At 44.5% G+C, this 5,201-nt stretch carries 5 protein-coding genes and 3 pseudogenes; 2 read left to right on the top strand and 6 right to left on the bottom strand.

Annotated features, from left to right (window positions below):
- Window positions 1-68: 68 nt before the first annotated feature.
- Together DCC82_RS16395 and DCC82_RS16390 are read right to left on the bottom strand one after the other, a co-directional pair.
- A pseudogene (locus tag DCC82_RS16395) lies at window positions 69-353 on the bottom strand (amino acid permease); the annotation flags it as partial.
- A gap of 95 nt (window positions 354-448) precedes the next feature.
- Window positions 449-943: pseudogene (locus tag DCC82_RS16390) on the bottom strand (ethanolamine ammonia-lyase subunit EutC); the annotation flags it as partial.
- 104 nt (window positions 944-1,047) lie between these two features.
- On the opposite strand from DCC82_RS16390, the pseudogene DCC82_RS16385 reads away from it, so the two are divergent.
- A pseudogene (locus DCC82_RS16385) lies at window positions 1,048-1,927 on the top strand (IS982 family transposase).
- Between the two features lie 253 nt (window positions 1,928-2,180).
- On the opposite strand, the gene DCC82_RS16375 reads toward DCC82_RS16385, so the two are convergent.
- Window positions 2,181-3,086, bottom strand: a complete 906-nt coding sequence (locus tag DCC82_RS16375) for a LysR family transcriptional regulator (protein ID WP_097354597.1) — start codon at window positions 3,084-3,086, stop codon at window positions 2,181-2,183.
- Between the two features lie 149 nt (window positions 3,087-3,235).
- On the bottom strand, window positions 3,236-3,430 hold the full coding sequence (locus DCC82_RS16370; RefSeq protein WP_097354598.1) for a hypothetical protein: 195 nt from the start codon (window positions 3,428-3,430) through the stop codon (window positions 3,236-3,238).
- 63 nt (window positions 3,431-3,493) lie between these two features.
- On the opposite strand from DCC82_RS16370, the gene DCC82_RS16365 reads away from it, so the two are divergent.
- Window positions 3,494-3,877 (top strand): hypothetical protein, encoded by a 384-nt coding sequence (locus DCC82_RS16365; RefSeq protein WP_097354599.1) that lies wholly within the window; start codon window positions 3,494-3,496, stop codon window positions 3,875-3,877.
- Window positions 3,878-4,282: 405 nt separating this feature from the next.
- Here the strand turns inward: DCC82_RS16365 and DCC82_RS18410 are convergent, their stop codons facing one another.
- Together DCC82_RS18410 and DCC82_RS18405 are read right to left on the bottom strand one after the other, a co-directional pair.
- A complete protein-coding gene (locus DCC82_RS18410) occupies window positions 4,283-4,609 on the bottom strand; it encodes an NAD-binding protein (RefSeq protein ID WP_233253068.1) in 327 nt (108 codons plus the stop codon).
- The gene (locus DCC82_RS18405; RefSeq protein ID WP_233253067.1) at window positions 4,579-5,106 is read right to left on the bottom strand and encodes an NAD(P)-dependent oxidoreductase; all 528 of its coding nucleotides are present in this window, start codon (window positions 5,104-5,106) and stop codon (window positions 4,579-4,581) included. The genes DCC82_RS18410 and DCC82_RS18405 overlap by 31 nt, the downstream gene beginning before the upstream one ends.
- Window positions 5,107-5,201: the final 95 nt, after the last annotated feature.

The raw sequence follows: 5,201 nt of genomic DNA, 5'->3' as shown, positions 1-5,201 counted from the left end.
TACCTAACCGAAATTCATCTCCCACTTTCACTTCGTTTAGAAGTGGGAGACTTCTTTCGGAAAGATGTTAAAAAGTTAATGTAGGCCCCTGTCGCAACAGCAATAGCAGGAGGAGCAAAAACAAATTCAAGTAAACAGGCTAATCCTGTCATAAACCCCATGTAAGGGCCCATTGCTTTTCTTGCATAGGCGGATGGTCCCCCAGCATGTGGAATGGATGTAGAAAGTTCTGAATAGCTAAATATGAAAGTCGTATAAAAAATAGTGACAATAATCGCAGCAATCGCTAATCCTATCGTTCCGCCTTGTTCAAACCCGTAATTCCATCCGAAATACTGGCCTGAAATCACCATTTCCACCGCAATTCCCCATAAATGAATCGGCTTTAACGCCTTTTGCAAATGATTAGAATTGTTCACCACACTATCCTTCCCCCTTAATAATTATGTTAAAGCTCTAAATGAAGTCCGCTAGCTTTTTGATCAATCATTTTTCTTAAAATCGTACCAATATAGGCACCAGCTTCAACAGGAAGAGTACCTCCTGAATGAATATTAGAAATCACAGTTCTCTCCGATTCTATAGTTCCTTTTCTCGGTCTATAGCACATATAAGCACTCATAGAATTGGCAGAAACAAGACCTGGTCTCTCTCCAATTAAAAGGACAAGAACTTCTGGTTGCAAGATCTCACCGATATGATCCATGCATGCTACTCTTCCACCTTTTACAAAAAAAGGAGTTCCTTGCGTTAACCCATTTACTTCTAATGCATCCAACAATGCTGGGTAAATGTCTCTGAGATTTGCCTCAATCGCACTTGCACTTAATCCATCAGAAACAACGATTTGTACTTGAGGATTTTTCACACATTTTTCTTGGATCGTTTTGACTGCCTCTTCTGTAAGAACCCGCCCTTTATCTGGTCTCTTTAAATAAACTTCTACCCGTGGTGCTAGATAAACTTGATCAAGCATAAAAATAGCCCTTGCCTGGCGGATCTCCTGTAGAATGAAAGTGCAACCTACCATTCGAAAGGAGAATCCCCATGCAAGAGCACTTTCATTTTACTACAGATCGGGCCAAGATTCAAAAGCAATATGCCGCCATTTTCTTTTTTGTCTCTGCCCAACTGTCATCGATTCAGATGTACCTGCAGCGCCGCAACCGCCATTTGGTCAAACAGGAAGACGCCGTGGTCATCGCAATTCATATTTTAGGAAAGTTGCTCGGTTTTACATCCGAACGGGCATGGCATCGCTTTGTCACTGGAAATTTGTTCACAAACGGCTCGTTTCTCGAACGTTCCCGGTACAACCGCCGTTGTCGAGCGCTGCGCTTCGCCATCAAATGGATCCGCCATGAGCTGGCAAAACGCGGCCAACATCATGCCTATGCCGTCGTCGACAGCTTGCCGCTCCCGTTGTGCCATACCGCAAGAATGCATCGCGTCAAACGGTTTCAAGAGATCGCAGACATCGGGTATTGCGCTTCAAAAAAGCAATGGTACTATGGGTTGAAGCTGCACCTTCAAGTGACCGATCAAGGGTTGCCCATGGGCTATGTGGTGACGGAAGCATCCTGCCATGATCGTATCGCCGCTGAAAGCGTGATGACTCAAATTCCTCATCCCTATAACTTCGGGGACAAAGGATTTCATTAGCCGTGAGTTGCAAAAAAGGCTGTACGAAGAATACCAAATGGCGCTTTGGACTCCGTCTCGAAAAAACCAGAAACATTGCTCGTCCGAGGCATGGGAGAAATGGATCCAACAAAAACGCAAAGTGATCGAGACGGTGTTCTCGGTTCTGGTTGACCAATACCGGATCACAGAGATTCGAGCGAATTCCATGATCGGATTTGAAGTAGCGCTCGACGGCATATTGTTAGCCTATTCGCTGGTCACACTAGGGCTAGTTGAGTTCTAACGCTCAACTAGCAACACGGGTTTTTTTACATAAAATTTGGGGCTCCATATCTTGTTTAGGTTGCGAATGATGTTCAAAATATCAGGTTGAAAAGAAAGAGGTTTGCAAGTGCCTAAATTTGCGGGCGCCGCCCCTTTTTCTTTTTGTTCATGCGTCCGTAAGAAGGAAAGCGGCCGGAAGCTTAAGTAGCTTAGCCAGCCGTTTGCCCTTTTGTCCGCTTTTATCGAATCCGGCACAAATGCGGCTTTCGCCGTTATTGCTTTGCCAAGTTGCTTGCCGAAGTTCCATGTTTCCGCAAAATGTCTAAAAACACTTCCATTGCTTTTGTATAAAACGGCGTTTTTTGAGTAATAAAGGAAAATTGGCGAAAAAAAGGCTGGCCATCAATATTTATCTGTTTTAATGTCCCAAAAGAAAGTTCTTTTTTTACTGTCCATTGAGAAAGGAATGTAATGCCCAAACCGGTTTCCACCGCTTCTTTAATCAGCTGTGTACTGCCAAATTCCATGATATTGTGCGGGAAAAAGTTATATTTTGAAAACAATTTGTCGGTTGCTTTCCTTGTTCCAGACCCTGTTTCGCGAACAATCCATGTTTCGTTGCGAAGATCACCAATAGACACCTTTTTCTTTTGTGCATATGGATGGTTGGCAGAAGCGATGATAAACATTTGGTCTTCGGCGAACGGCTCGATATAAACATCTTTTAGTTCAATGTCCATTTCGATAATTCCGACATCCAATTGATGATTGCTCACCATTTCTACAATTTCATTCGAATTTCCGATTGTGATGGACGGTTTAATCAATGGGTACTGTTTATGCAGCTCGGCCATAATATGGGGAAGGATATACTCGCCGTAAGTATAGCTGGCGCCGATGGACAGCGCTCCGCTGGCGCGGTTCATTAAGTCATCGATCAAATGGTTCATGCGGGTATAAAGCCCTAATATTTCTTTCGCATGATGGTAAACAATTTCTCCAGCTTTATTAAGTTTTACGTATTTGTTGTTTCGCTCTAGCAATTTTGTTCCCATCAGGCGCTCCAACGTTTGGATATGCTGGCTCACCGCCGGCTGTGTCATGTGCAATTCTTCGGCAGCGCGGGTAAAATTTTTCTTTTCCGCCACTTTGACAAACACGTGCAATAATTGATCCAATACGTTCCCTCCAATCCATTATTCATAATAATTATCATTAGTATTATAATCATTTATTTTGCTTATATTAAAGAAGGTTGATGGATTCATACATGACAGAGCACTTGCACTCCACGTAAAGCTATTGCTCCGCCAAAATCATTCGTTGATTAGGGGGCCATTTGTCCTTCCAATGCGCGCTGGAGTTCTTCCGTTTTTTGTTTCATCCATCCTCTGGCTAGTTGAACTAACACGGTCGGATCGTCGTTGCCTTCGATAAGCGCACGAATCATTTGTCGCGCCGCCCCTTGATGTCTGACACGAGCGATGAACGATGACTGGATGGTAGAGAAAATTGCATCCATGGGATAAACTCCGTTTTTTAGGGAGATGGGGATATTGATATTTATGAAAGAAAAAAGGAAGGAATGTACCAGTTGCCGGTGCATGGAGAAAGGGAACCGATTCCCGAAGAGAAAGAGGATGTTTATTTGAACGATTCTACGAGTATTTTCAGCAAGAAGCAGAAAATACTGGCGGAACGGAGGGCTATCGATTGTGAAAAAGATGATCAAACGCCATATGGGAGAAGTAGGAATGTATCTCAAAGAAATACACATTCATTTTGGTTTACGATACCGTTTGCTTTTAAAAAACTTGACATCAGTAAGTGCAATGAAGATAAAGACCTCTCCCGTCCTTGGAAAGTGGGAGAGGACCTATTTATGGTTTTTCAACCCAAAACATTTGCCTCAACATTGCTTCTGCTTGAGGAAATGGAAGCCCTAATTTCCATCCCCCCATTCCTCTAATGCCGTATTGAGAAATTAATCGATATTTCGCAATTATGCTCCGGGCATCCTCAAACCATACCACATGTTTATTTCCATTTTTATCTGTATAGAAAAGTTCCATGAGCAATTTTTGCTCTCCACCCGGGCATGAAAATCCCCCTTTTCTTCCCATAATGAAGAGTAGGCGCAAACAGCTCAATAGGACGTTATACTTAATGGTGGCTTGGACCCTGTACAGAAAAGCGTTCGAATCCACTGGGTGCACCACCCATTGTCCGCCCTTTCCCGATGCGGAGGAAAGGTGACGACGAACGGAAAACTGCCGCATTTCTCCCGTGGATTCGCTGTTTGCGCACTCGATCATCGAAAAGGAGGCTGTCTCCAAAGATCGCTAAATCGACTTTGTGAAGCCAGCCTCTTTATCTACTTTTTGGCCGATAAAAGTCCGTAAATGGCCGAGAAATCTTTTTGCCCCCATCCATATTGTTTCGCCAAGCCATACAATTCTTTGGTGACGTTGGCGATCGGCAAAGAAACGTTGTTTTCATAGGCCGATTGGGCAATGAGTTGCAAGTCTTTTTGCATATGTTCAAGAGGGAATTCTGTCGCAAAGTGGTTGCGGAGAATATGTTCCTTTTTCCCGTTTAAAAACGGAGCAGTGGTTGGGACGTTTAACAAGGTATTGACTACCGTTTCTTTGTCTAGGCCGAGCGCTTCGCCTAACGTGACCGCTTCGGCAAAAGCAGCCATGGACGCGCGAGCATGAGATTGACGACAAGTTTCATCGACGTTCCTTTTCCGTTTTCGCCTTGATGATGGATGGCTTTCCCCATGGCATTGAGCAAGGGGGGGACTTCTTCTAAGTCTTCTTTTCGGCCGCCAACGAAAAATACGAGTTCCCCTTTTTCAGCAGGGATTTTTGAACCAGCGACAGGGGCGTCTAAAAAGCGAATGCCCCGCTTCGCGGATTCTTCCGCCATTTTTCGAGTAAAGGCCGGATCGACTGTACTGCAATCGACCCAAATGCTCCCTTTAGGGAAGTGGGGCAAAAATCCATGTTCCCCGAGCGCAACAGTTTCAACGGCACGGGGATTGGCGAGCATCGTCAAGATGACATCGGACTGCTGAGCCACTTCTTTTGGAGAGTCGGCCCATTTCGCCCCTTTTTGCAACAGGCGAGCCGCTTTTTCTTTTGACCGGTTATGCACGATGAGTTCATAGCCGCTGTCGATTAAATTTTCCGCCATGCGGCTTCCCATAATGCCTAAGCCGGTGAACTACCCCCACTTAATTTCTAGCGAAAATTTGAAGTGGGGGCTTCCAAAGAAGTTTGACTGCTTCA

It is taken from the genome of Geobacillus sp. LYN3 (assembly GCF_003064505.1).
GTDB lineage: Bacteria > Bacillota > Bacilli > Bacillales > Anoxybacillaceae > Parageobacillus_B > Parageobacillus_B toebii.
The sequence above is the reverse complement of the archived record's forward strand: the minus strand, read 5'-3'. Positions and strand labels throughout refer to the sequence as shown.